Below are 25477 nucleotides of genomic sequence, written 5' to 3'. Positions count from 1 at the left end.
GGGGAGAAAGAGAGGGGGAGAGGGGGAGAGACTTTGACGCTTTTCCCACAAAGATTGAAGTATACAATTTCAAGGCGCGACAGCTTATCCCCTGTTTGAAACTCACTAAAAAACTAACTGTTCGGTCAACGAGCTTTCCTGGTGTTCACACCTACCCGCTCTTAGATGTGCGGTAGTTGATGTTAAAGTTGTGTATCTGCATCTCTTTTTCTTGAAGATGTAGAAGCTAATTCAGCATCAACCTCTCTGAGGTATTTGATAAACTGAGAGCTGTTGTTTTCAGAAAGTTTCTTAATGATTTGACCGGTTTTCAAGTCAGCAGCCAAGACCGGATTATCAGCTTCATCTCTGACTAAACACCTAACATTATTGCGAGATTGGCTAATAAAAGCTGTCCAGTTTCCCACAGGAATTTTAGTTTCTCCAGTTTGGTTATATGCTTCAGAAATAGCATCTTTCAGCAATTCGGAGAGGTGGGCGGGGTTGGCAGCAATCTCTTCGGGTTGAGACGGCGGTTTGTTTTGGGTAGGGGTTGGCGATACGGATTGCGATCGCTTTTGGGTAGGGGTTGGCGATACAAGCGGTTGCTCTTGACAAGTGGTTGGGGATACGGATTGCGATCGGTTTTGACAAGGGGTGGGCGCCACTTCTGAAAGTTCCTCAACTGATTCAATTAGTTGCACAGAGCTAGGGTTGATGTTTAAGATCAGAGCGCTGCCTTTAGGCGAGGGTTCAATAGTGGCCTCAAAGGTAGTGCCGATCGGCAATTTAGGTGAATTAGCAGAGAACATGGCTAATTCTTGTCCGTCAAGGAGGACAATGGCGCTGCCGTCGCGCCTCGAACCGCTACCGCTAACAGAACCCACCTCAAAAGTCAATGTTTTCTGCCTCCATTTGGGACTGCTAAAGTCAACATCTTTCAAGTCATTGTACTTCTGCCCAATCAGTTCAGCTCTGTCAAACTGAAAGGTTTGCAATTGCTGGCAAATTTCATCCGTAAATAGGTTGAGAACCAATGCTGCTTTAGGTGTTTGGTTTTGGGACTCAAGCCAAGTATAATCAGCAGGAGCTACAATACGTGAACTGACATCTTTGGTGCGACCAAGACCATCGCGGTAAGTTAAGTCTAAACTGTCGATGTCGTTGACATTTTCGCAAAACTTCTTCTCAAGAATTCCCACCAGTTTGTCGCTGGGTTCAATAAAGGCAAAATTGACCATTGGCAGGCTCGGATGCAAAGTTGCTTCATATTTAATGCCTTTGCTGTCTAACAATTCTTTCCAATGTCCAGCTAAGTCTTTGCCAACTGGCTGTCGCTTCTTATCCCTGACCGTCTTATTGCTGCCGTCGAGTTCAAATTCCTCAAAAGGGACGCTCAGAACGTAAGTGTCTTTTGGCATTGCTTCGTGGAGTCGCTCGTACTCAGGTTCAAGGTTGAATTCAATCAGCAGTTGGCGAGAAAGTTCCTTACAAGCTTTGCGAGGAACTTCTAAGTTGGGATTGGCGGTTTCGACGTGCCACATAGCACTAGCAGCTAAAAACCGTTCTTCAGGGTCAGTCCAAGCTTCGGTCACATCGGCTCTTAAGCTCTCGTATAACTTGCTGACGGCTTCTTTAATTGCCTTAGAATCGCCGCCGCACTCCAAGTGGATTTCGCCCATCCTTTCTCGATAGCGTTCCTTAATATCTTGCGCCCACCTGACATAATATTTCTCCCATTTTTCTCGTTCATCTAAATCAGAAGGAGACTCAAACAGGTAGCGAAACTCGTCGCGGTGGCGACTTTTTAGACGAGTCGGTTCCCACTCTGGGTTAACAGCCTCCCTAGCAATGCAATTGATAGCGGTGCCGTCTCCTATAGGTAATGGCACGGTTTTGTAAAGCCTGGGGTCGTCTTTGTAATCAAATAGGTAGCTTGGGTGCTGTTCTGACCACTGCTTAGCCTTGGACAGCAGGGTGGGGTGGTGGTCTTCGGTGCGAGTAGCACTTTTGGGACTGTCCACTTCAATTTGTAGAGCATCAAATAGCTTTCCAAGAAGCTGCCGCTTCTGTTGATTGAATAAACTTTCTGGCTGTCCCGGTTCTGCTGCTGACGATTGCACTCTCCCGATTAAGGTAGCCACCCAGCCGATTTTATTTTGGGCGATCGCTACGGCAATTTGCCGCAATTTGGTATACTTGCGATCGCCATCACTATCGGTAGCTTTAGTGTAGTCAACTTTCTCTCGCTTCTCAACTGCATCGTACTCATTCTCTTGATTAGCGTGCCTGGTTTCAGAGGCGATATTCGGCATTCGGGAAGCAGGCGTAATCACTAATTGATCGCCGTCAAAATCACATTGATGATGCTGCATGGCTTGGTCAGAGCGAATGAAAACGCACCCTTTGTACTGCGTTAATTCAGGATGGCTTTTGTTGTCTACTGTGTAGCGGCGGATGTTATCTTTACTGACAATTGGGTATCGGGTAACGATGACTTCTGTGCCGTGTCGCAAGTGGGGGGCAACAATTGTACCGGGTTGGAGGTTTTCACAAGGTTGAGCCATTGCTGAACCGTGATGAATTGCTCCCTTAATTGCTAAGTCTTTCCACTTTTTAGCCAGTTGTTCTTGCATGAAATCGACGACTTTGGGAAAGTCGAGGAGTTGACCGAGTTTGTCGTTCCTCAAAATTGAAATTAGCCGGGATTCGTTGCGTTGGGCTTTTTCATCTGTTTCGTCTTCTAATCCGCTGCTGTCTTCGTGAAGGCTAGATTGAAAAGCCGCTTTTTTGTCGTGCTGCTCGACTAAGTATTTGGCAAGTTGCAGTCGATTGTTTTGCAAGTCAGCTAGCTTTTGGGCTTCAACTTTAGTCGGTGTGGCGATGTCAGCCCCAATAGCTGCTTCGGAATACCAAATCGAAAATTGCCAGGAATTTTCGTATTCAGTTACTTTGGCGTTGCCTCGATTTCCCAGTATAGCTTTGGGAAATTCGTAGTCGCCACAGGGGATAAGTTCAGCTAATTGCTCTTTAGCCACTCCTTTGATAGAGGAGCGATCCATGATGATATCATAACCCAACTCGGAGGTTAAATTAGCATCAGGCAACAGCGTTCCTTTGGCAAGAAAGCTAATTTCTGGAGTGTGGCAGTCTTCTTGTCCCCATTCCTGCATCCAGGCAAATCTGAATTGAAAAGGTCGGTTGTAATTCCCTCCTAATTGTTGGGCTAGTGCCGGTGAAATTTTACCGTGACAGTCTCCGGTTTGCCACTTATGAGCTTTCGCTTTTTCACTTTGGTCATCGCTTTGAGAATCAACAATTTTGACTCGCAAGGTTTCGCCGTCAAGGGAGCTATCTAACAATTTGGCTCCTTGGTGGCAACTGCTAACTAGCAGTGAGCCGTAGCGACAGGCGTGGTCGGGTTGGGTTTTGAATACGCTCAACAGTTTGGTTGAGAGTTCTTTGTCTGCAAAATACACATTTTTTCCTGAGCTGAAAGCAACTCTTCTGGTAATACCATCTCCGAAGTCGATGTTTTTGAGAGGGTCGAAGCTGCTCTCATTTGGGTCTGGTTTAACGATGGTTAGGGATGCTAATTCTTCAGGTTCAAAAAGCAGTTCAAGCAGGGAGTTACGCAGCACTTCTGATTCAGCTTGGTACCGCCCCTTTGCTCTACCGTCAGCCAAGGACATATCAAAGACTGGGATTTTTAGTCCTTCCCCAGCTACCCATTCTGTGGAGCGATATTCTGGGGTAAGTTTTCTTCTGCTCATTGATTAGCTCCTGAATCCTAGTTTTTACATTTTTAGGACTTACGCACAGTAATAGTCCAGATTTTGACAAGGTTGTTCCTTCACAAATTCCTGCTACTGAGTGATATTTACCCCCTCCAATTGGAGGGTTTAGAAGAAAGAAGTAGCGTGTTACAATCAGAATGACAATCCCAATGTGGAGAAAAAAAGTGAAAGTAGTTCGCACAACTACGGCTATGGAAAGCCAACGGGATTATTTCTCTGATAGCGATAGCGATGCACTTGCTCGCGTTGCTTTTGCAGAAGGTGAAAACAGTCAGCAGTTTGGCGGTTTGAGTTTTGATGCTGACGGGGTTATTAAAGGTAGAGCATCAACGTTGTTCAACGTCACCGAAGAACAAGTGGAGAACCCTCAATACTGGATTGATTTATAAGAGATACCGACCGAAATTAAGTCTTCGCTCTTACAAAACAAACGTGTCACATTGTAATACCATCAGGGTAAGAGCATCTCAATCATGCTTGACAAAAGCACTTGAGAATTTGCATCATATAGTCATTGTTCATCGCAGCCCGTTTAATTTTTTGTCGCAGGCTACGCTGGAGAGTTGTTTCTTGGTTGACCGCATTAAGGGCGATCCGTCTTACCAGAGCGAAGTTCTGAGGACTGTTTAACGAGCGAATCCGGGATTTATCCTCATTAAAAGTCACATCTAAACTCCAATGCACTTGGTTTTCAATGCTCCAATGTTGACGAATAGCACGACCATTTAGCTGGGCATCTACTGGTAAAGAACTTAGGTAAAACTGTACCTCGTGAGTAGTTTTGTTCCACAGATGACGAACTCTTTTGACCATCACAATAGTGCGTAAGCCTGCCCATTGCTCTTGCTTGTAAAGTCCTCCAACTTGGGCAACTGATACCGCCCAGACTTTTCGAGTTTCGAGGCGATGATGTCCCTTTTCGGTTCGGGAATCATAACTCATTTCAATCCCCATGAATTCCTGAGTTTTTGCCGTCTCAAACCAGTCTTTTACTTGATTGTAAAGAGTGGGATGATTGCTTTTTAGTGCCACGACATAATCGGCTTTTTTCTGACGAATCAGTCGGACTATTTCTGTTTGAGTCCCCATCGCATCAATGGTGATAATCGCCCCGGCAATGTCGAGTAGTTCTAGTAGGGCTGGAATTGCTGTGATTTCATTGGAATGGTCTTCAACTTTGACTTGCCCGAGTACCAAACGTTGTCCGCTCGCCCAAGCTGTCACTAAATGTAAGTTTTTTAAACCTTTCTCTCGATCGTAAGAACCTCGCAAACTTTTGCCATCTATGGGGATGATTTCTTGGCAAACTGAACCCATAATTTGTTGCAACCATTGCGATAATTTCTCCTCTAAAACTTTAGGGTCTAGCTTTTCAAACACCCGGCGAAATGTATCATCGCTGGGGATGCCATTGGGTAACTCTAAAAATTCTTCTAACCATTGTTGCTTGCTGAGTCCATAATTTTCGATGTCTTCCCACCCCTGGGCACCGGCGATCGCAGCTAATATGGTAATGACCAGAATGTCTTTAAGTAAATGTTGTTTTGTTCGGTCTACTCTCGGGTCTGGTATGTCATCAAAATAAGTTGATAAGCAAGCTTGTAAGTGTTGCAGGGAGATGGGTTGAGACCTGTCGGGTTCCGGTGATGATTTTGGCTCATTCACAACACGATCAAATCCTTTCTCCATTGATTTTTCCTCACCATTCGTGACACAGATGAAGCAGTATTATAGAACCCCTTTGACATCTTTGAGGCTCCGAGTCGATCGTCCTTTGTCTGTCCCTTGCCCGTTGTCTGTCCATCGCTCGTTGTCTGTCCATCGTCAAAATATCTCAAATGGGTTCAAAAGAACCGCTATTGACAGGATGTTCCTTTATATCTTGCCCTTTTTGTCAAGTACAATTTATACCAAATTAGATGAGCTTACCCTGGTAATACCATTTCTAAAAAGTCTTGCTACAATTTGCATCGTTGGGTTTATTTCACGAAATCAACCTACTGTTGCTACTGTTGCATGACTTTTCATAAATGGTATAATTCGGAGGTGTCTAATTCGGATATGTCTAATAATTCAGGTGTCAAATCAAGGCCTTCCTGACACCTGAAAAGATGGCTAACGCCGTTTTTTGGACGGCGTTTTATCCGAAGAACGACTTTCAAGCGTCTGGTTGGCTTGAAGAGAATGCAAATTGTTACCTGGAAGCAAGCTGTAAACCACTTTGCGTTTGCGGAAAACTCTAGTACCATCGACAGGCATTCCTTGTTTCCAAGCGTCTGCAATCGCCTTTTTGTCGGCAGAAATTACGATTTTGGTTTCGACTCGGCGATAGGGTTCTGGCAGTTGAGATGGGTCAATCAAAACTTCACAGGTAGGCGGATTTTCTTTGACAGCAATGCGGCGGTGTTTGCCAACAATTTCGGAAGTTAACACGCCGCACTCGTTGAAGTATAGAACGGTTTTATCTAAGCGCTCTCTCCACCCCTGGAGTTTGTTGAGAGCTCTTGAATGCAGCTCTATCAAATACTGCATTCGCGCTGTAATTCCTGCAATTTCGGCATCAATTTGGTCGGCTAAGTCGGCATGGGCATCAACAGCAAGTTCCTGGGTTTCTTGGGTTTGCCAAAGGGATTGCAGCAGTTGGTCAATTTCTTCTGAGCTTTCTGCTGACTCTAGTTGATGCCAAACTTGAGCCGCAGTTATTGAACTTTGAGCAAGCGTCGCTGTGGCTAAATTCATGCTTAGTATCCTCCGTTGATGCAGGTGTGATAATAATCGCGGCGTTCTTCGAGTTGAGTAAGCGCAGCCATTGTTTCCGGGTCGGATTTAAGAGAGATTTGTTTGTCCTTTTGAATCTGGCTAACTGGTTGAAAATGAGTTAAAATTTGTGAGTTTGACTGGGTGATTTTTTGCATACAATTCAAAAAACTTTCTTAAAAATAGCGCGACCGCGCTCTTAAAAAAAAGGAGTATTTAAAGTTATGAATTATCCTATAGTTTTTTACCCAAAAGTGGTAATGCAATTCTGCCATCAATATCCTTTGCCAGAGGCAAGTTCTAGTTGTGCCACCTCATCCCAACTTCAAGAAACTCAACAATTTGAGCAACCTGTTGTTTTGCTGACTCCGCCTCAACCACCTGTGGTGTTACCTGTCAAGTTGCTGTGGTTAATTTGGGTGTTTTGGCTCTATGGTGCGATCGTACTTCCGCTGTTAGCTATTTCTTGGGGTTGGCTGTGGTGGGAAATGCTGTTGGTAGTAGCTGCTTATTCATGTTTAATTGCGGCTGCTTATAGTTATGTGTTTGGTTGCCGTCAAAAACTGCTATCCAGGTATAAACAGCAAGTTCTTGAGTACAAACAACAAGAGATGTTGTCCCAACAAGAGATATTATCCCAACAAAAAAGATTATCCCAACAAGAGACGTTATCCCAACAAAAAAGATTATCCCAACAAGAGATGTTATCCAACAAACAGCAGGAATTTTCTAGTTTTAAGCTAGGAAAAGAAGGGTTGCAGACAGTTTTTACAAGTGTAAAAATTGACTTACAGCACAGAAATCGATCGCTCAAGGATTTGATGTCACTTCGGGTTAGTTCTAATGGCATATCTCAAGCTCGGCAAGGAGTGAGTGAACAACCCTTTCTGCAATATTTGCAGCAATATTTCGAGGAAGTTGTCCAAGCAGCCGAGTTTAAAATTCCGTCATCTCAGAGGAGCTATTCAGCAGATTTTACTGTAATTCACACTCCATCTGGACTCGGAATTGATGTCGAGATTGATGAACCTTATGCTGGCAAATCTAAGAAGCCCACTCACTGCTGCGATGCTGACAGCGATATGCGCCGCAATCAATTATTCTTAGAGTGGAATTGGATTGTGGTTAGGTTTACTGAAAAGCAGGTGGTTCAGGCTCCTTTGAGCTGCTGTAAATTCCTGGCGATTGCGATCGCCTTTGTAACGGGCGATCGCTCTTATTTAAAGCAACTGGAAACTGAGCCCGATTTGCTAAGCGTCAAACCTTGGACAACAAGAGAGGCAAGGGCTATGGCTAAAAGTAACTATCGCCTTACTTATTTACCTGGATTTGGCGTCGGTTCTGCTTGCGATCTGGTTTCAAAGTTTTGATGCGAGCACACGCAATATCCGACTTATTGACTGCAATAAATGTTGATAATTAATACAAAGCAAATAAAAAAGTAGCCTTCAAAAAAGCTAAGTTTTTTAACCATTAAGCGTAATTTATCCAATAGCAAAGTCACTTAATTGTCGCATATTAGGAGGGTCAAAACCAAGTATAATGTCTTGTTTAGGAACTCCTAATTCTACGAGCTCGTTAGCAATACCCACCTCGGTTCCATCCTGCTGAATCCAAATTTTATTGTCCATAATATCTAGGTGCAAAACCGGGCCATAAATTCGCCGCTGATTGCGCCAGCCCACATATACTAATTGATAATGATCGCGCTCGGTATCAAAGATAGTTTGAGCCTGAATTCGTTCATCCCACACAAGACTAGCGTGTTGGGAGAGAAGATTTTGGATGTGCTGCCTATAAAGGTCTACATTTGCCATTGTGCGATCGCCTCCTGCTCTATATCGTAAACAATTAAATGAATTTGGTTTTGTTGAATTAAAGACTGAATAAACCCCATTGTAAAAAAACTCTCGTAGACATTGCTGGGTACTGCTAGGTATAAAAGGCGGTCAGTTTCTTGTTGTTGCAAAGCTGCTCGATAACTAATGAATTGTCCTAATGCTGTGTAAAACTGGGAGATTTTGGAGGGGCCAATAAAGCTTTTGATTTCAACGGCAATTTTTTGTCCGTCTTTTTCTGCCGCAACCATCCTTTCGGCACCCAAGTCGATGTAAAGTTCTAGAGTTCCTGCTTGTAAAGTATATGGATCGTGAGTAATCTGCCATCCATCTTTCTGGAGAGCGATTTTAACGACTTCGTGAAAGACATCTTTAGCAGACATAGCTGTACTGACTCGTTGTGTTTAATATCTTCGAGAGTTTTATTTCAAGTATATACGCTCTTCATCTGAAAGCGAGGTTCTCGGGCAGCGCCACAAAACTTTGCCCCTCGGCCTTTTTTAGATCAGAAGAAGCCTTTCGTCCAAATATGATTGTCCAGCCGACATAGTGTTGCGCCCGACGACTCGAACATATCGGCTTGCTCTTAGTGCAAGAGATACACCTATGCTGCTATGAGAGGAAGCCTTTTTTGGATGTGGCGAAAAATGTTTGCTATTGGCTGCCGGAGAAACAAACTTATCTCTCCGGCATCATTTAATTACCAGTCGATTTTTAGCTCGCAGTTCTTGGGGCTGCCGTTGCTGCTACCATTGCTGCTACCATTGTTGGTGTCGTTGTTGCTACGGTTGCTGCTTTCGAGAGGGAATTGGAAGTTTAAAGCCAGCAGTTCTTGTTCAATAATTGACTTTCGGTCTTGGACTTTTTTGTCTCTCACAAGTCGCAGAGCGTGGATTATTTTGTCGAGCGTTTGATAGCTTGTTTGTTGAAAATTTAGTACAAGTGTTGTTTCCCTGCCCATGATGTACAGTTCGTTTTCTGTTTGGTGGACGCAGGTTAAATTATTGAAGTAATAGGTATAGGTTTGCGATAGTTACATTTTTTTTCCGATGTTTTATTTTTGGGCGCGACAGCGCTCATAAATTTGTTTTTTCGTAAATGTTAGTGAGTACGCTAAAATATATAAATAATTTATTTTGACCCATGTTGACTCACAAATTATTTGAGCAAGCACGGTCTCAATTTACTTAATAGTTACGCCCAAATAGTTGATAAATACGTTAAAAAAGCTGTCAAAATTACTGACAGCAATATCAGTAATTAGTCCTCCTGCCTGGTAAGAATAATTGGGGGGATAAAACGGTTGACCCACCGTTATCAAAACCCTGATATGGCCGAACTACCCAGTAATTTATGTCGCAACCAGGAAATTTGTTAGCTAGCGCTTTTATTTAATAAAAGTCAAATTGTTAAGTGGCAATAACTAATCCAATTCAATTTCTTGGATGCGCTGTTTATACTGTTGGTTATTTTGTTTTTGAGTTTGCTGTTCTTGCTCAATTAATTGTATCCATATCTCATTCCAACTTGACTGTGAACTGACAAGTTCTGCATTCGGTAGCAGCTCGCTTGCATTTCGAGCGAGCATATAATCTTCTGCAATCGCTATAATAACGCTATCAAGTTCTTGTAAGAATTCTATAGGTAGTTGTGAAGCTCGTTCAATTCCTAGGTAAAGTGTCGCTGGTGCTGTTGTAGAGTTATCCTGTTCAATAAGCAAAATTGAAAGGGCTTCGATTGGGTTACAAGCAATCACAGCTCGCTCAATTCCTCCAGTAGTTGCTACCCAGAAAGCAGCTTCAGATGACAGGGGATGGGTTGTAGTAAAGTCGCCTCTTTCATCGAGAACAAAAGCGAACCGGGCTTCTCCCTCAAGCGTCCGTCCTGTAAACACAGCCTTTTCTGAGCCGGCATACAACCAAGAATGAGAGTGCAATTTTTCGAGTAACTCTAAAGGTAAACTGTACTCGACTGCTAGATGCGAGCGCACTTTTTGCCACTGAGTTTCATTCCTTTCAGGCAGGATTGATAATTGCAACTCTAACTCATTTGCTCTTGCAGGAGTTCCAGGTGTAGTTGCTGCTAGCTCAGATTGTGACAACTCTAACTCCGATGCTGTGGTAGGAGTTCTATGTGTAGTTGTTTCTAGCTCAGATTGTGACAACTCTAATTCATTTGCTGTTGCACTCGTTGCAGGTGCGGTTGTTTCTAGCTCAGATTGTGACAACTCTAACTCCGATGCTGTTGCACTCGTTGCAGGTGCGCTTGCTGCTAACTCAGATTGTGACGACTCTAACTCCGATGCTTTTGCAGATAGGGTTGCTACTAACTCGGATTGTGACGACTCTAGCTCATTTTCCTCTGCCTCGCCAGGGGCGATAGCTAAGTGTTGTGGCTGCATTAAAGCCTCAATTAGGGCGTTATCTCGCCCTTTGTCATAGCTAACGCCTCGATGCTTCTGCAATCCAGAAAAAGTGTAGGCTTTACCCAATTGAGTGCCACTTAAAGCGACTCCATCTAAATTGTAAGAAATGCCCTTACTAAAGCCAGTTCGAGTCAATCCGACTTGCACCTCTACGGCTTGTTGCTGCAACCGCTCAACGAATTCTGGCATACTTGGGTTGTCGTGAGTAACTTCATCAATTAGGTCTTGCAATTGCACCCTGACGCTCTTGTTTCCCTTGCTTTGTAAGTACCTGTGTTCTCCTGTAGTCTGAGCTCGTTTGTCTGTTTCCCAACTGGGTGTAACAGTTTCCAGGTTGTAGTTCCGTTCGAGTTGGCGAATAGTTTCTTGGCTTTTGTAATAATCCCAACTATCGTCAACAACACCTCCATCTAGGCAAATGCGACTGGCGACGATGTGGATGTGGTCGTGTTCTGTATCGCTGTGCTTGACAACTGCATACTGGTTGTTGTCAAATTCCATCGCTTTCATGTAGTTGGCTGCAATCGCCAGCCAGCGTTGGTCATTTTCTTCAAAATCTTCTAGTTTTTCGGTGCTATCGACAGATAAAGTGGCGTGAAAAACTGCTACTTTCAGGTTAGGTCTTAGTTGGCGGGCAATTGCAAATTCAGCAGCGAGTTCTTCTGGGGTTTGTCCGCACATAGTACCGCCAATCAGGTAAGCGTCTTTTTTGCCCAGTACGTAGTTCAGACAGCCCCGAAAGCCTGTACCTTTGATTTGTTTGCCAATCATAACCGAAAAGCCGTCAGTTGCACAGAATCGATTGCTCAGGCGGTAAAGCCCAGGCTTGTTAATAATTAGCGTACTGTAGATTTGGCGAGGTTTGCAACTATTGTTTTAATTGCACTCCCGTTTTCTCGAATGAGTTGCTGTACGCTTTCTAAGAGTCCTGTATTGACAACAACGGGTTCTCCCAATGCCACAGCACTATTGCAAGCTTTAGTAATTTGATTGAGGTTGTTTCCTGCAATTCTAAGTTGGGCATCAATCTTGCATAACACTTGATAGGCTTTTAAGTCAAATGCAGCTAGAGGGCGCGGCATGGTTCTCCTCAAAGCTGCACGGCGCATGAAGTCGCTCATGCTCAAATTGACTAGCGAGGCTCTGGCTTTAATTTGATTGTAGTCAGAGTCAGTGAGGCGAATGTGAATATGGTTGGATAGCAGCTCTCTGGGTTTGACGGACGGTAAAGTTTTCATAGTTTTTAATCAGTAAAAACCTCTTGCCAAGATACAAGTTAACCGCTGTAATTAAAAACCGCTAGTCAGGTGATTTTATCCCCCCCAATTGGAGAGGGTTATTAGAGGGTTTATCAAAGTGAGACTGACCCCTACCCAACTCTAACTTAATTTAATTTGTTTGTATAAATTATAGCGACTGAGGCGATCGCACGCGGTCGGACGATTAAACGTCTGACCGCGATGGCTGGTTAACAAGAGAGCGAGGGCTGGTTAACAAGAGAGCGAACAATGCGATCGATCGCTACCCAAGTGCGATGGGAAAGTTGTGGCAATTGATGCTTGTGCTGCCACAAAAGCCACCACAACAGCAGGAGCAATGTGAGCAGCCGGCACAGTCGAAGAGCGGGTAAAAATCAAGCGCCTTGACGCCTAGGATGCCCCATTCATAAGGGAGCCTTATTTTTTGTCTGCACTAATTAGTCAGAGTTTGCGATCACAAAAACATTGCTTGCTACCGAGAGAGAACAGCCAAAACCAGTCCCAACAGGTCAAGACACGAACAGCACAAAAAAGCAGCAATTTGACCGAAAAAGTCAGGGATTTGCAGTATAAAGTCAGGCATTTGCAGGTAAAGTTCAGTCCCTGCAAATGCCTGTAATCTCACTGATTTTATACTGCAAACGCCTGACTTTATACTGCAAATCCCTGATTTTAACGCTCCACAACATTAGCTATTTTTTAGCGTTTTTAACAAAAACTGAATTGATTTAATAGTCAAGTTGTGGCTTGGTAAGTTGAATTAAAAATCAAATTTCAGAAGTGCGAAAAAATTGGCAGCGTAGCCGCCGTTATGTCAGCCTTGACAGTTGCATAAATTGCTGTTGTCGGACTCGCGCTTTGCAATCGGCTAAACTGTTGTTGTCTCATAAAGCTTGACAGTCGGATAAAAATTTACCCCCTGACTCGGTTTACAGCAGTCGCTCGACTCCCACCTATTAATGGCGGTTATAATTCTCCACCTGATTAATACAGGCAGCAATCTCTAGGCGTAAAGAGCGATCGCTAATATATTCCAACAAAAACATAATTCGCAGTGCCTGTCCCATACCTTACCGCTCTTATTGAGGCATGGACGCTTCAGTCGCGACTCGCGAGTCGCAACTGATTCCATATCAACAAGGTTTGAACTGCGGGTAAGCACTATGCTCAATATTGATGGGGGTGGATTATTTTTCTCTGCACACATTAGTCATGGTTTGCGATCGCAAAACCATTGCTTGCTATCGAGAAAGAACAGCCATAACCAGCCTCAACAAGCAAAGGCAGTCCTTGCACAAAAAAGCAGTAATTTGACCGAAAAATTCAGGCATTTGCAGGATATTTTCAGGTAAATACAGGTAGAGTACAGTCCCTGCAAATGCCTGTAATCTCACTGATTTTATACTGCTTTCCGCCTGACTTTATACTGCTTTCCGCCTGACTTTATACTGCTTTCCGCCTGACTTTAGCTGACGCAACAATTAGCTATTTTTTAGCGTTTTTAACAAAATTTGAAGTGATTTAATAGTCAAGTTACGGCATCGGAATTGAATTAAAAATCAAGTTGAGCAAGTGTGAGAAAAGTGGCAGGCAGCTAAAATTTATGAAGCGATTTTGTAGCATAGCAGCCGTTATGCCAGCACTCAACTTGAGGCTGGGCTGTCTGATTTTTGCGCTCCGTTGAGGCTGAAAACGATACCTCGATAATAAGGCAAAATGTTGTTGTCAGACAAAGCTTGACAGTCGAGTAAAATGTTGTTGTGTGGCTAACTCTGACAATTAATCGGGTAAAATGTTATTGTCTAGCAGAGCTTGACAGTCGGGTAATAATTTACCCCCCGACCACGAGAGCCCTTGGTTTTTTAGGGAGTGACGGCGATAGCTGGATGCACCGCAAGGTTTGCTAGAAGGAGGCGACGGTCAATCGGAGGCCGGCTGCGATTAAGTCTGAGGCCTCAATATTAATTTATGGGACAGGGGTAAAGACAAGAGCATCGCGTAGGTGCTGCCGACGATCGCTACCCCATCAGGGCGATCGCGATCGCAGGAGATATTGAGCCAACCATTGCTCCAAATATAATCACTCCTAGTTAAACTCCATACCTAAATATTCCTCTAGTTCCTGATTAGAAGGGTGGAAGAACTCCACTAATTGTTGACGTAATTTATCAGAGATGAGAGAATATGAACCTGGATTGTAATTACGATACTCAGTTAGTTGATAGTCTGGCAAGTTCAAAAAACGATGAACTTGCTTCATTGTGGCTGATGGGTTGCTATAAAATTCTTCACTTTTGAGGATTAAAATCTGTTCTTTTGGAAAAACAGCCATCCATTTTTTTATAAAATAGTCCAGTGACAAAATACTAAAAAGGCTGGTAGGTCATACGGATGCAGTTTTACGCATAAGTTTCATACTGAGTGTGCTGGCGTTAACTTAAATTTATCCTCAAAGCTTTGCTAGGTAAGGCTTTAAGATTATTTACCTCTGCTTGCGCTGTTGAGCAACTTGCTCAACTGGGGGCAATTGGCTTGAAATCCCAGCCACCTATGATGTAGGAGACCAGAAAACTAAAAATTTAGCACACTAAGCACGGAAGAGCCAAATAATCAGGTATTATTTCTCAGTGATCGACGTAATGTAAGGTAGCTTTCAAGTTTTGGGCGTTCGGTTCCTCAAATATAAACTTATGTAACGATTTACCGCAATTTGCATAAAAACCTCACGGTGTTCCAAATAGATAGTTGAGGGCGTATTCAACCAACTATTTTCCGGGGTAACATGACTGAACTTAACATCGGGGCATTGACTGACAGTACAAGCTACACAGGTAGTGTTGATACTACAAATATCTTTGACCTTTACAAATTTAACATCAACAGTCCGGGCAGTTTCAAATTCGCGATCGACAGTTTGAACGGGAATGCCGACGTATTTCTGTTAAACTCTAGCGACGCAACAATTTACAGTTCCACCAACCCGGGAACCGGTGCAGAAATAATTAGCGCTGAGAGCCTAGTAGCGGGAGACTATACACTCAAAATTTTGCACATCAGCGGCGACATCAAATACACGCTGAATTTAGTACCAACGAGCACTCAAAAATCATCCGACGCAGACATCCTCACTGGTGCAAAATCAGATTCCCCACTTCCCTCAAACAGCGCCGCAACTTCGGAAAAACCGACTGCAAACAAAGATGTAGTTACAGGAACTCCAGTTGATGACAAGACTGTGACCGCAGAAACAACATCAACCACTACCGACGAATCAGACAAACCAGTTGCTACAGACTCCGAAACAACTCTCACATCTGAACTGGAAAAACCTGTAGCAGCGACTGAATCGGCGGTTGAAACAACATCAACCACTACCGACAAACCAGTTGCTACAGACTCCGAAACAACTCTCACATCTGAACTGGAAAAACCTGTAGCAGCGACTGAATCGGCGGTTGAAACAACATCAACCACTACCGACAAACCAGCCACTACAGTCTCCGAAACCACTCTCACATCTGAACTGAAAAAACCAGCAGCAGCGAGTGAATCAGCGGTTGAAACAACATCAACCACTACCGACGAATCAGACAAGCCAGTTGCTACAGTCTCCGAAACAACTCTCACATCTGAACCGCAAAAACCTGTAGCAGCGAGTGAAGCTGCTAGCGAAAAACTGCCAAGTGAAGAGACTACATCACCGGGGGAAATCGCACTAGACAAACCACCAACCGATTCGGCAATTTCAACCGCCGAAGAACCCAGCGAAACTGTTGCCACAAACAATCCAAATAGCACAGCCGCCGCCAAAACAGATGCAGTTGCAGGCGAAACAGTTGCCACTCAAGAACCAAAAACAGACGAGACTTTAGTTGCTATTTCCCCAGATGCCAGCAAGCCAGGGGACGAAACAAATACTGACACCAGCAACGGGGAAGAAACAAAGAAAGAGAATTCAACTACTACCGTAGCAACAACTGAAACCAAAAAAGAACCAGAACCGACTACGGAGAAAAAGTTAATTTCTCCCTTTACCTCCGGGGTATTTACTACGGATGAAACTGGTCGCATCAGTGTAGACTACACATTTGATGGTGGAATGTTCCAAGGTGAATTAGCTATTTTCAGTTTAGAGGATTTAGACAAATTTGAGCCTGGTTCGGAAGCATTCATTAAAGAAGTAGCTGCGCGTTCTTTAAGTAACTCTGTGAAAGGTCATGTAGTGATTAATGATGCTACCGAAGGTGCCCGTTTTTCTGGTGTGTTAGGAGAGGACAATGCCAACGAAGGAGTCTACTTAGGAGTCAAGAGTTTTGCCGTAACTCCTGGGGGTAAATATGGGGTGATGTTGGTACCCAACGGTAGTGTCAAATTGGTCTACGATAATCCGACTGTGGGCGGCGATCAACGTCCTTTATTTTCTATGGCAATGGCGAATCCTGTGGAGGGATTTCACTTTGGTCAAATTGCGGATCTAACGGGGGAAGGTAATACCTTTGTCATGGAGGATATGCGATTAGATGCAGGGAGTGACAGGGATTACAATGATATCATTTTCCAAGTGCGGGGTGCGACTGCAAAAGCTGCTTTGCTGGATAGTGTGATTAACCCGGATAAAGAATGGCGGAAAACTGATTTGGGCAAGGCACTTATTGCTTATGCTAAACCTTACATTACCCCCGATCCACAACGAAATGTAGATGCTGAATTATCGGATTTACTTGATGAGTTAGAAACTGAAATTCTTAATTCATCAACTTCAGATCAAGAGACTCCAAAGACTCCAGCGCCTGCCACAAATACCGACAAAGATACTACTGATGCAACTCAAGTTGAAACAACTGATAAGGTAGATACAAAACCTACTACTCCAGCGGTGACGACTGAGGAAGAAGTCAAAGATACTGGGAATAATTCTGGTGATTCGACTCAGGTTGAAACAACCGACCAAGTAGAGGCAAAGCCGACAACAGGTGAGACAACTACACCAACTGCTGGAAAAGATACTGTGGCGGATTCGACGAAAAAATTACCAGTTGAAAAAACTCCTCTTCCCGTAGCGACAACTGAGGTAAAAGACGAAGTTACCGAAGCACCAGCAACGGCAACTTTCCCAGCACAATCTACGTTGGAGACGGAAGTAGCTGCGACCACATCAACTGAGAAAGTAGAAATAAACCCGGAAGTTTCGCCACCGGAAAGTCTGACAAAAGTAGAGACAAAACCGGAAGTTGTGCCAGCAGCAAATCTGACGGAAGTAGAAACACAACCAGAAAAATTGCCAGCAGAAAGTCAGGCAAAAATAGAAACTAAGCTGGAAGTTTTGCCACCGGAAAGTCTGACAAAGGTAGAGACAAAACCGGAAGTTGTGCCAGTGGAAAGTAAGGCGAAAGAGGAATCGAAGCCGACTTTAGTAACTGAGGTAGAGAAAACTGAAACTACTCAAGTTGTTGAAGTCGCAAATTCTGTAGAGTCTGTGAAGGAAAATCAGCCAACAACGGCGGTTGAGAGTCAAGAAACTGCTGAAGATAAGCAGCCTTCATTGCCGTTGAAAGAGAATAAAAAAGCTGAATCTTCCACAGTTACTTTGCCTCAAAGTAGTGTTGATTCAACGGTTAACGAAAGTCAGCCAACAGCGGTGGTTGAAAGTAAAGAAACTTCAGGAGTTGTACCACCCCTAGCAGCGCAGACTATGCCAGTTGTAGGTACGAATACTGCTGTAGAGTCGCAGAAACAGGAGATAGTTAATCAGACTGAGACTGGAGGTATTAGTGATGCTGCACCAAAAGAGTCATTGCCAATTTCTCCAACAGTTGAAAAACCAACTGAAGATAATTCGACAGTGACGGTGACAGAATTGCTTAAGAATGAAGTAGCACAAAACAATAATGTCAATGCTGATTGGATTGCCCGATTGGGAAGCATTAAACAACGTTTGAGTAATTTTGGTAGTGCTGATGTTGTTGCCGAAAATACGATCGATCGCACTTTGATTGCTCGTTTAGAAACGATGACTGAGAAGTTGAGGGAGCAAACTGGATCGACTCCTATTTCGGATAATACAGCGGCGTTGATTTCGCGGCTGGAAGATATGGTAGTGAAAGTCGTACCACCTGCGATCGAACCTGAAAAATTTGAGTTTCCCAAAGTTGCTCAGCCGTTAGTTGGCATTTTCAATGAAACAGGCTTCAGTCAGGATAATCCCAAGATTGATTATTCGCGAATTACCTTCGCAAAAGACAAAGTTGAGGGTGATGCAAATCCATTGGTATCTGCCGGTGAAGGTAACAATCCAGATACTACTGCTTTAGCAATTCTTGAGGCAATCAATAAGAATGCTCCGTTAGTGGTAGGCCGCGCACCAGCTTCTTCTGAAGAATGGGCTAAATCGCTGATTGAATATGTAGATACTGCCAAAGCATCGGGACAACCTAATGCGATCGCAAGTATCAATTTGAATTTGACTGAAGTCCAAAAAGATGGCAGCATTACCCCTCGCTACGAACTGACACAAGCCGAAAGAGATGCACTAGCATACGCTCAGAAACATAACGTTTTAGTTGTAGTTCCTGCCGGGGAAGATCCCGAAACAATGTCTGCCCTCGGTGAGATTTCCTTGGAGTTTGACAACATTATGACTGTTGGTGCAGCTAAACGAGTTAATGACTCAGTAGCCTTATCGAAAGCTTACGATTTGGCGAATACTTCGGGAAGCGGGTATGCTCTAGATATCTTGGCTGACGGTAGCAGCGGCGAAACTTTCAATACCTCTGTAGCCGCTAATAAGGTAGCTGGTGCAGCTTCTCAAGTTTGGGCGGCAAATCCCAAGTTGAGCTATCGCCAAGTGGTTGATATTATTCAACGCACTGCTACAGACTTGAAGACCCCAAATTGGGATTTGGAAACTGGTTCTGGACTGTTGAATATTCCAGCAGCAGTCAATTTGGCAAAAATCACGCCTGCGATCGATACTGATGTTCCCATCAGGTGGCTGGATGTCGATAAGAAAAATCAGCCTTTAATTGGGATTATCGATACGGGATTCAATGGCAAGAATCCAGATATTGATTACAAACGGATTATTTTGGGGCGCGATCGCGTTGATAATGACAATGACCCATTACTAGGGGGTGAAGGCAGCGAACACGGCACTCATGTATTGGGGATAATTGGGGCGACTCAAGGCAATGGCATCGGTATCGACGGCATCAATGATGATGCTCCTATTTGGTTGGGCCGTGCCATTGGTTCGGGTAAGTGGGCAGAATCTCTTCGGGAATTTGTCGATGCAGCAAAGGCATCTGGACAACCGAAAGCAGTGGTAAATCTTAGTTTTGACTTAACTCAAACTAATCCCGATGGTAGCGTGACTACTCGCTATGAATTAACACCTCAAGAACGGCAGGCGATCGAATATGCCCGTCAAAATGGAGTGATGATTGTCGTTGCCGCTGGCAATAACGCGGGAACTATGTCTGCCCTCGGTCAAGCTTCTCAGGAGTTTGACAACATTATTACTGTTGGGTCAATTAACTATAACGGCGATCGGGCTGACTACTCTAGTTTTGGGTATGGTTTAGACTTTGTGGCCCGCGGCGGTACGCCTAACGAGCAAGTCCTCTCAACTGTAGGTGAAGGCGTTAATCTCAAGCAACTGATCGGCGATGAGGAACCGCCAGAAGATGAAATGTCTGCAAACGCCCGAACTACTTTTGAGGAAGTATTTGGACCTTTCAGTGACGGTAAAGAATCGGAAAATGACGAGCAAGAGTTAGAAAGTTTAACTCCTGAAGAACGGCAAGTTTACGATGAAGCCACCAAGGAAATTGACCAACTTCTCAAAGATTACTTGGGTGCTGCCAGCGAAAAGATAGCTTTAGAGTATGTCAATGGTTATTATGCTGCCAGCGTAGACGCACTCAGCAAATTTGTGGATGCTTTTGATGAGGATTTAGCCGATAACCTGATTAAGGCTCAAGAGATTCTGGAAGAAGCAGGTTTTAAAACTGACACGCCAACCGAGACAAATCTGGATTTTTCCATTCCTCTGGACTTGGGTATTGGCGAAATGGCCGGCACATCAGTTGCAGCAGCAAAGGTGACAGGTGCAGTTTCCCAAGTTTGGGCAGCGAATCCAGGTTTAAGCTACTTTCAGGTCAAAGAAATTCTCAAACAAACGGCGGTGGATCTCAACAAGCCTGGTTGGGATTTAGAAACAGGTTCAGGTTTGGTAGATATAGCAGCAGCCGTAGAACTGGCAAAGCGCATTCAACCTCAAGCCTATCAACCAAAACCCATTCAATCTCCTTTGACTTGGAGTGGAGAAGGTAAAGTTACCCCCGGAGAACGTGCAGTTGCCGTTTCAGTTCCGACTTTCACAGGGCGGCTGATGAATGCTGGATATGTGACGCAGACAGGATGGTTGAGGATACGTTCTGGCCCTGGCACTAACTTTGCTGAAGTTGGCCTCAAATACCCTGGAGATGCCACTAATTTTGATGCTTATGAAGACAATGGCGCTTGGGTTCCAGATCCATCCATGCCAGGAGGCGGCAGTAGCCGTTGGTATAAGATTGCTGGCACAAACAACTGGATGTCGGCTCTGTACATTGATAGCACTCCTGAACGGGCAGACCAAGAGCGTCAACAGCAGGATGCAATTCGTCGCGCTGAGGAAGAACAACGTCGCGCTGAAGATGCAATTCGCCGTGCTGAGGAAGATGCCGGTCGTGCTGAAGATGAGCTGCGACGATTAGAGGAAGAACAACGTCGCGCTGAAGAAGAATCTCGTCGTCGCGCTGAAGAGGAAGCCCGTCGCCGGATTGAGGAGGAACTGCGACGGATTTTGGAAGAACAGCGGCGCCGACAGGAGCAACTGCAAGCAGCTATCAGCCAAGTTACGCAGAAAGTAGGGGACTTAGGTAAAGCAATAAGTACCTATGTCAATAATGGTGTGACTGTTTACCAAACTGACAGAGGTATTTTGTTGGTTCAGCCCGATGGCAGTTCTGCTTTCTACGAAGCAGGAAAGAAAGTTGCGGAGTTTTTCGATCCGAGTAAAGAAGGTAGCTTTGGTAAATATGTAGTTGATGAATTTTGGGATGGCGATAAGCCTTGGAATGTAAATTTTGCCAATAATTTTTCCAGGGTTATTGACGATGCTGGCGATATAGAAAAGTTGGGTAAGTTTTTAGCTTATCCAGGCTTTTCAGATAGTATGGATGGCTTTGTTTTGAATCCTCCCCGCTTTGGAAATTATTCCAAATATGTAGATGATTCTTTCAGTTTTTTTAATAGTAACTTAAACAAATGGGATGAACTCATAGGTGGTAAAACATTCACCAATCCTGGTAAAAATGGATTTGTGTTCAAAACGCCAGGTGTACTGCCAAAAAGAATTAGCGGATTAGGTCAATCTGGAATTATTGGGGGTGTACTAGGGTTTGTTCCAATAGCTTGGGAATATTCCCAGGCTAAAACTGACGAAGAGAAGGGCAAAGCATTAATTAAAGGAGGCACGGGAATTTACGGAAGTATGTTTGGGGGATATGTTGGTGCAGCTTTATTTGCTCCTATTCTTCCCCCGGCTGGAGCAATAGTTGGCGGAATAGCTGGTAGCTTCCTTGGTGGTTACTTGGGTGAGAAAGGTGGTGAATTAGTTGCTGATAACTGGCCAGCTATCCGTCAAAATGTAGATAATGCTTGGAATGCTACAACATCATTTTTCAGCAACGCTGTAGAAGCTGCTAAAGCCAAAGCCCAGGCAGCTAAAGCAGCAGCCACAGCAGCGAAGGCTGCCTATCAGACAGCAACAACGACAGTACAGCAGGCAAAAGCTTCCTATCAAAACTTCAAGACAGAAGTTCAAAAGGCTACTACTCAGATTGTTCAGCAGTCTCAACAAAAGCTAAAAGAAGCTGCTCAGAAGGTAGTTAACAATGTAGTTAACAAGGTGGCTCAAAATCCTGTTGTCCAGCAAGTATCTAAAGTTGCTAAACAGGTGGCAAACTATGCTCAAAAAGCTGTAAAAGCGGTGGGCAACGTTATTAACGGAGCCAAGCAGTTTGTTAATAATGTCATTGATACTGGCAAGCAAATAGTCAATAAGGTGATTGAAACGGGCAAGAAAGCTTATCAGGAGGTTAAAAACTTTGTAGTTAACACCTATGAGACTGGTAAGAAGGTTGTGACTGAAACCTATAACAAAGCTGCTGAAGCAGTTAACACTGTCAAGAACACTGTTTCTAATGGTTTCAATGCAGTCAAATCATTCTTCGGCCGATAATTATGGGTCAAAGTTAGATGTTGAGGCGATCGCCCTTTATTTCCCCTATCCGAAAGAAAGTGCGATCGCCCTCCCCTATCCTTCTGTGCCCAAATACTTCTGGCAAAACCCAAACAATCTCCGATTTGTAAAGTTTTCTGAAGATCAGGTCACGTTTTGCATAAAAGTAGCGCCTCCCTCCAGATAGATAAGTGACGGTTGATTTTTGAGTGTTAAAGGGCGATCGCCCTTTAACACTCGCCCACTGTCAACCTTTAATCCTTCACAAAAATTATCCTGATGTCTGCATCTACCTTTGCCAACAAATTCTATCCGTTCAGCTTGGGTTTAAGTCTGCTAAGTGCGATCGGCTTTTCCCTACCCCAATCTGTTCAAGCCGCCAGCCTTACTCTCAGTCAACCACAGCCGCTTAACACACAAGAATCGCTCCTTATATCAGAAGGAACACCTAGACCTAATGATGACGACGGAATTTATCTCGATCGCACAATCCCAACATCTGAATTACCCGAAGCAGTTGCCAGTATTGTTTTAGAAAATGCCTCTCAAGCTTCAGGTTTGCCAGTCTCCGACCTGGAAATTGCCAGCGTTCGTCAAGTTACATGGAGAGATGGTTGTATGGGGCGGAGAGAGCCAAATAGAATGTGTACAATGGCCCTAGTTGACGGTTGGATTGTCACTGTAGGAAGCGGCGAACAAAAATGGGTTTATCACACAACTGGTTACGGAGCTTTTCTAGCTAACGCTCTTAATAATCCCCCTGTTGACAATCCTCCCCCTGTTGGCGATCCTCCCCCGATATGGCGTCCACCGCTTCGCCCTTGTCCTAATGGCGATCCTAAGTGCGATCCTTTTATACCAGGGGAACCCGGTTCATCTCAACAAAATCCCATTATGCCAAATGTAACTTTACCCGGTTTATGGAGTTTCTTTGATGTTCCGACAGATAGACATATCGATCCGCCAACAGCTTACGGTTTTCGCTACGAGATGACTTCCGACTCTCTCTTTACTCAAATTCTTGATTTTCCCACGGGTTTTAATACACCTTTTACTGTGTTAGTAAAAGATATACTTTTGGGTGAATTTACAGTCGGGAAGAGTGTCAATTTTAGCAATTATAGCACGTTGTTGGGCAACTTGCTCCTCGGCGGTAGTGGTGTTAAAGAATTTAGCGTCACCGGCCTGAATGTCGATCCGACTAATCCCGCTGCGTTTCCGATAAAACTTGCATTCAATACACCTAAAGCCAACTTGAATATGCACGCAATGCTGAACGAAGAAGCCGAAGCTGTTCCTGAACCTTCAGTGATGTTAGGTTTATTTGCTTCCGGTTCTTTCCTCGTTGGTGCTGTGCGGAAACGCAAACAAAGATTTTCTCGTTGATTTTTATGAATTTGGATTTTGGGGAAAAGCGCGATTTCCTACGAAATAGCTTTACCCCCTTTGCTCCAACCTTAGTTATAATCAGTAGGATTACGCAAAAAAAAACACAAACTAGAGCGGTTTATCAAATGTTTATAAAGTCTTTATCTAGGCTTTATAAAATCTTTATCAAGTCTTTATCAATTTTTCTCCAAATATTGATTTACATTAGCGATGAAATGCCTAATAATGAGATGTATCAAAAGTAATCACTATTTATTTCCTGCTAAACAGTCAAATCTTTGCTAAATTCTCGATATTAATGGGAATTTGTAAAGTTTTATTGAAAAACAGACGATTGGCGTAAAAAGTAAGGCTTCGCTTAGGCAGACAGATTGTAGGTCTGAATCGCAGATAATCGATAGACCAGGTAGCTAAGCGATGCCTACGGCTGGCTACGCCTACGCCCATTCCTGCTAGTTGCTTTTTGTAAATCTAAGTTTATTTATCGGGGTGCAAATGTCTAATATTGAAATCGGTAGTCTCAAAGATAACTATTTCCATATCGGTTCCACTGGTAAAACAGATTCTACCAATACCTATTTTTTCAGTCTCCCCACTCTGGGTAGTACCCGAATCTCTGCTGAAGGTTTTAGCGGTGATATCAATATGGAACTGCGGGACAAAGAAGGGAAGGTAATCAAAAGTATTTCAACTAGCGGCACAAATGCTGGAACTATTAGCATCGATAATTTAGGGGCGGCGGACTATATTTTAAATGTTTCTCCGGTTTCCGGAGACACAAACTATCAAATCAGTCTAACTCCAGATGGTAAAGTCGATCCGTTAACGGGCATGGGGGTTGATGCAGGATTTTTTGTAACAAATAAAGGTGAAGTTGGGCTCGATTTACTCAACGATGGAGGCAGATATCAAGGAGAAATAGCTATTTTTAGCCTCGATGGTATGGAGAAATTCACTTCAGATTATAAGGGATTTATTAAGGAAGCAGCCAAGCGATCGCTGAGTAATTCTGTATTGGGTCATGTCGTGATTTCTGAATCTATAGAGGGGGCAAATCCTCTATTTAGGGGCAGTTTGGGAGAAGAAAATTATAATAATGGGCCGTATAAGGGCGTGAAAACATTTGCCACAACTCCCGGAAAGGCTTATGCTGTAATGTTGGTGCCCAACGGTCAAGTCCAAGAGGTTTTTGACAATCCCGATATTGGTGGAGATAAGCGTCCGCTGTTTTCATTATCTAGCCTCAACCCAAATGATGCTTGGCTGTACGGTCAAATAGCGGATGTTAATGGTCTTGGCTTGGTATTTTCCCTAGAGGATCAGCGGGTTGATACGGGTTCGGATGGGGACTATCAGGATGTTATTTTCAGGTTGACAGGTGCAACGGGTAAAGCGATCTTGTTGAAAGAAGTAATTAATCCCGCTAAGGATTGGACTACTACTGAAGGCGGGAAAAATTTTCTTGATTTTATCAACTCACTCCCACCAGAAAATACAGCCCCAAAAAACTTGCAATTTGATGTTTTAACTGCTTATACAGCGGGAGAGAAAATCAGCTTTACTGGTGGTAAAGTTTACGATGCCGACGGTGTTGATGACCTCGCCAAAGTAGAATTCTCTAAAAGGAAGGAAAGCGGAGAATGGGTGGAGGTTGGTAATGCGGAAACTTTCACGGCAGACAGTCAAGGGTGGGCAAATTTTAGCTACTCTCTGTCAGAGTTAAGTGCCGGAAATTATGAGGTAAAGGC

General features: G+C 43.9%; 18 protein-coding genes. 6 read left to right on the top strand and 12 right to left on the bottom strand.

The window, feature by feature from the left end:
• Nucleotides 1-182: 182 nt before the first annotated feature.
• Nucleotides 183-3752, bottom strand: coding sequence for a hypothetical protein (locus AACV78_RS03310; protein ID WP_194008250.1), 3570 nt, complete (start codon nt 3750-3752; stop codon nt 183-185).
• Nucleotides 3753-3940: 188 nt separating this feature from the next.
• Here AACV78_RS03310 and AACV78_RS03305 point away from each other — a divergent pair, with 188 nt between their 5' ends.
• Nucleotides 3941-4165 carry a hypothetical protein gene (locus AACV78_RS03305; protein ID WP_194008251.1) on the top strand — a complete coding sequence of 75 codons (225 nt, stop codon included), beginning with the start codon at nt 3941-3943 and terminating at the stop codon, nt 4163-4165.
• Between the two features lie 82 nt (nt 4166-4247).
• Here the strand turns inward: AACV78_RS03305 and AACV78_RS03300 are convergent, their stop codons facing one another.
• The 3 genes from AACV78_RS03300 to AACV78_RS03290 form a co-directional block, all read right to left on the bottom strand.
• Nucleotides 4248-5465, bottom strand: a complete 1218-nt coding sequence (locus AACV78_RS03300; protein WP_228042585.1) for an ISAs1 family transposase — start codon at nt 5463-5465, stop codon at nt 4248-4250.
• A 426-nt stretch (nt 5466-5891) separates the two neighbouring features.
• Nucleotides 5892-6515 carry a siphovirus Gp157 family protein gene (locus tag AACV78_RS03295; RefSeq protein ID WP_194008252.1) on the bottom strand — a complete coding sequence of 208 codons (624 nt, stop codon included), beginning with the start codon at nt 6513-6515 and terminating at the stop codon, nt 5892-5894.
• Nucleotides 6516-6517: 2 nt separating this feature from the next.
• Nucleotides 6518-6691, bottom strand: a complete 174-nt coding sequence (locus AACV78_RS03290) for a hypothetical protein (RefSeq protein ID WP_194008253.1) — start codon at nt 6689-6691, stop codon at nt 6518-6520.
• 66 nt (nt 6692-6757) lie between these two features.
• Between AACV78_RS03290 and AACV78_RS03285 the strand changes: the two genes are divergently transcribed.
• Nucleotides 6758-7903: a hypothetical protein gene (locus AACV78_RS03285; RefSeq protein WP_194008254.1), complete on the top strand. Its 1146-nt coding sequence runs from the start codon at nt 6758-6760 to the stop codon at nt 7901-7903.
• Between the two features lie 114 nt (nt 7904-8017).
• Here the strand turns inward: AACV78_RS03285 and AACV78_RS03280 are convergent, their stop codons facing one another.
• The 8 genes from AACV78_RS03280 to AACV78_RS03250 form a co-directional block, all read right to left on the bottom strand.
• The gene (locus AACV78_RS03280) at nt 8018-8350 is read right to left on the bottom strand and encodes a XisI protein (protein WP_015179801.1); all 333 of its coding nucleotides are present in this window, start codon (nt 8348-8350) and stop codon (nt 8018-8020) included.
• Nucleotides 8338-8754, bottom strand: a complete 417-nt coding sequence (locus AACV78_RS03275; protein WP_194008255.1) for a XisH family protein — start codon at nt 8752-8754, stop codon at nt 8338-8340. The genes AACV78_RS03280 and AACV78_RS03275 overlap by 13 nt, the downstream gene beginning before the upstream one ends.
• Before the next feature lie 317 nt (nt 8755-9071).
• The gene (locus AACV78_RS03270; protein ID WP_194008256.1) at nt 9072-9332 is read right to left on the bottom strand and encodes a hypothetical protein; all 261 of its coding nucleotides are present in this window, start codon (nt 9330-9332) and stop codon (nt 9072-9074) included.
• 462 nt (nt 9333-9794) lie between these two features.
• Nucleotides 9795-11567 carry a relaxase/mobilization nuclease domain-containing protein gene (locus tag AACV78_RS03265; RefSeq protein ID WP_194008257.1) on the bottom strand — a complete coding sequence of 591 codons (1773 nt, stop codon included), beginning with the start codon at nt 11565-11567 and terminating at the stop codon, nt 9795-9797.
• Nucleotides 11568-11632: 65 nt separating this feature from the next.
• Entirely contained in the window at nt 11633-12034 is a 402-nt protein-coding gene (locus AACV78_RS03260) for a plasmid mobilization protein (protein WP_194008258.1), read from the bottom strand.
• Between the two features lie 252 nt (nt 12035-12286).
• Nucleotides 12287-12433, bottom strand: coding sequence for a hypothetical protein (locus AACV78_RS03255; protein WP_194008259.1), 147 nt, complete (start codon nt 12431-12433; stop codon nt 12287-12289).
• A gap of 578 nt (nt 12434-13011) precedes the next feature.
• Nucleotides 13012-13122, bottom strand: a complete 111-nt coding sequence (locus AACV78_RS28635) for a Tn3 family transposase (RefSeq protein WP_194008260.1) — start codon at nt 13120-13122, stop codon at nt 13012-13014.
• A 1019-nt stretch (nt 13123-14141) separates the two neighbouring features.
• Complete coding sequence (locus AACV78_RS03250) at nt 14142-14387, bottom strand: hypothetical protein (RefSeq protein WP_194008261.1); 246 nt, start codon at nt 14385-14387, stop codon at nt 14142-14144.
• Nucleotides 14388-14837: 450 nt separating this feature from the next.
• On the opposite strand from AACV78_RS03250, the gene AACV78_RS03245 reads away from it, so the two are divergent.
• The 4 genes from AACV78_RS03245 to AACV78_RS03230 all read left to right on the top strand — a co-directional run.
• The gene (locus tag AACV78_RS03245) at nt 14838-22340 is read left to right on the top strand and encodes a S8 family serine peptidase (RefSeq protein WP_228042584.1); all 7503 of its coding nucleotides are present in this window, start codon (nt 14838-14840) and stop codon (nt 22338-22340) included.
• Nucleotides 22312-22527 carry a hypothetical protein gene (locus AACV78_RS03240; protein ID WP_339383449.1) on the top strand — a complete coding sequence of 72 codons (216 nt, stop codon included), beginning with the start codon at nt 22312-22314 and terminating at the stop codon, nt 22525-22527. Before AACV78_RS03245 ends, AACV78_RS03240 begins: the two co-directional genes overlap by 29 nt.
• Before the next feature lie 92 nt (nt 22528-22619).
• Nucleotides 22620-23726 (top strand): PEP-CTERM sorting domain-containing protein, encoded by a 1107-nt coding sequence (locus AACV78_RS03235; RefSeq protein WP_194008262.1) that lies wholly within the window; start codon nt 22620-22622, stop codon nt 23724-23726.
• A gap of 498 nt (nt 23727-24224) precedes the next feature.
• A partial coding sequence (locus tag AACV78_RS03230; protein WP_194074378.1) for a DUF4114 domain-containing protein occupies nt 24225-25477 on the top strand: 1253 nt, incomplete at its 3' end.

Origin of the sequence: Tychonema sp. LEGE 07196 (assembly GCF_963890365.1) — a bacterium.
GTDB lineage: Bacteria > Cyanobacteriota > Cyanobacteriia > Cyanobacteriales > Microcoleaceae > Microcoleus.
This window is presented reverse-complemented; position numbering and strand designations above follow the sequence as displayed.

Excerpts from the sequence above, each read along its gene's own strand:
- AACV78_RS03275 (WP_194008255.1), bottom strand. The coding sequence starts at position 8,754 with ATGTCTGCTAAAGATGTCTTTCACGAAGTCGTTAAAATCGCTCTCCAG.
- AACV78_RS03280 (WP_015179801.1), bottom strand. The coding sequence starts at position 8,350 with ATGGCAAATGTAGACCTTTATAGGCAGCACATCCAAAATCTTCTCTCC.
- AACV78_RS03240 (WP_339383449.1), top strand. The coding sequence starts at position 22,312 with ATGCAGTCAAATCATTCTTCGGCCGATAATTATGGGTCAAAGTTAGAT.
- AACV78_RS03250 (WP_194008261.1), bottom strand. The coding sequence starts at position 14,387 with ATGGCTGTTTTTCCAAAAGAACAGATTTTAATCCTCAAAAGTGAAGAA.
- AACV78_RS28635 (WP_194008260.1), bottom strand. The coding sequence starts at position 13,122 with ATGGGACAGGCACTGCGAATTATGTTTTTGTTGGAATATATTAGCGAT.
- AACV78_RS03295 (WP_194008252.1), bottom strand. The coding sequence starts at position 6,515 with ATGAATTTAGCCACAGCGACGCTTGCTCAAAGTTCAATAACTGCGGCT.
- AACV78_RS03310 (WP_194008250.1), bottom strand. The coding sequence starts at position 3,752 with ATGAGCAGAAGAAAACTTACCCCAGAATATCGCTCCACAGAATGGGTA.
- AACV78_RS03270 (WP_194008256.1), bottom strand. The coding sequence starts at position 9,332 with ATGGGCAGGGAAACAACACTTGTACTAAATTTTCAACAAACAAGCTAT.
- AACV78_RS03285 (WP_194008254.1), top strand. The coding sequence starts at position 6,758 with ATGAATTATCCTATAGTTTTTTACCCAAAAGTGGTAATGCAATTCTGC.
- AACV78_RS03265 (WP_194008257.1), bottom strand. The coding sequence starts at position 11,567 with ATGATTGGCAAACAAATCAAAGGTACAGGCTTTCGGGGCTGTCTGAAC.
- AACV78_RS03300 (WP_228042585.1), bottom strand. The coding sequence starts at position 5,465 with ATGGAGAAAGGATTTGATCGTGTTGTGAATGAGCCAAAATCATCACCG.
- AACV78_RS03245 (WP_228042584.1), top strand. The coding sequence starts at position 14,838 with ATGACTGAACTTAACATCGGGGCATTGACTGACAGTACAAGCTACACA.
- AACV78_RS03290 (WP_194008253.1), bottom strand. The coding sequence starts at position 6,691 with ATGCAAAAAATCACCCAGTCAAACTCACAAATTTTAACTCATTTTCAA.
- AACV78_RS03260 (WP_194008258.1), bottom strand. The coding sequence starts at position 12,034 with ATGAAAACTTTACCGTCCGTCAAACCCAGAGAGCTGCTATCCAACCAT.
- AACV78_RS03235 (WP_194008262.1), top strand. The coding sequence starts at position 22,620 with ATGTCTGCATCTACCTTTGCCAACAAATTCTATCCGTTCAGCTTGGGT.